The 259-nt window shown below is 41.3% G+C and carries 1 protein-coding gene; it reads left to right on the forward strand.

Going from position 1 to position 259, the window contains the following annotated elements; all coding sequences use genetic code 11:
* Positions 1 to 253: MBL fold metallo-hydrolase (locus tag R2R70_RS21295; protein ID WP_410979093.1), on the forward strand; the 253-nt coding region annotated here is incomplete at its 5' end.
* Between the last annotated feature and the right edge of the window lie 6 nt (positions 254 to 259).

The following is a 259-nucleotide window of genomic DNA, read 5'->3' on the forward strand; positions in this document are numbered from 1 at the left end:
GGCCGATTTACTTATACATGACGCTCAACTTATTGATGCTGACTTACCATTAAAACATGGCTGGGGCCACAGCACTATTGACCAAGTTGCTCAACTTGCAATAAAAGCGAAAGTCAAAAACATGGTGATAATCAGTCACGATCCATCAAGAACCGATGAGCAACTTACCGAAATAGAACGTTATTTACAAACAAGCTACGGCAAGGATGTGCGTATTGAATGTGGTAAAGAGGGGCGCGTTTTTGAATTTTAAATGCGC

This window comes from Cobetia sp. SIMBA_158, assembly GCF_046566945.1.
Classification (GTDB): Bacteria; Pseudomonadota; Gammaproteobacteria; order Pseudomonadales; family Halomonadaceae; genus Cobetia; species Cobetia amphilecti.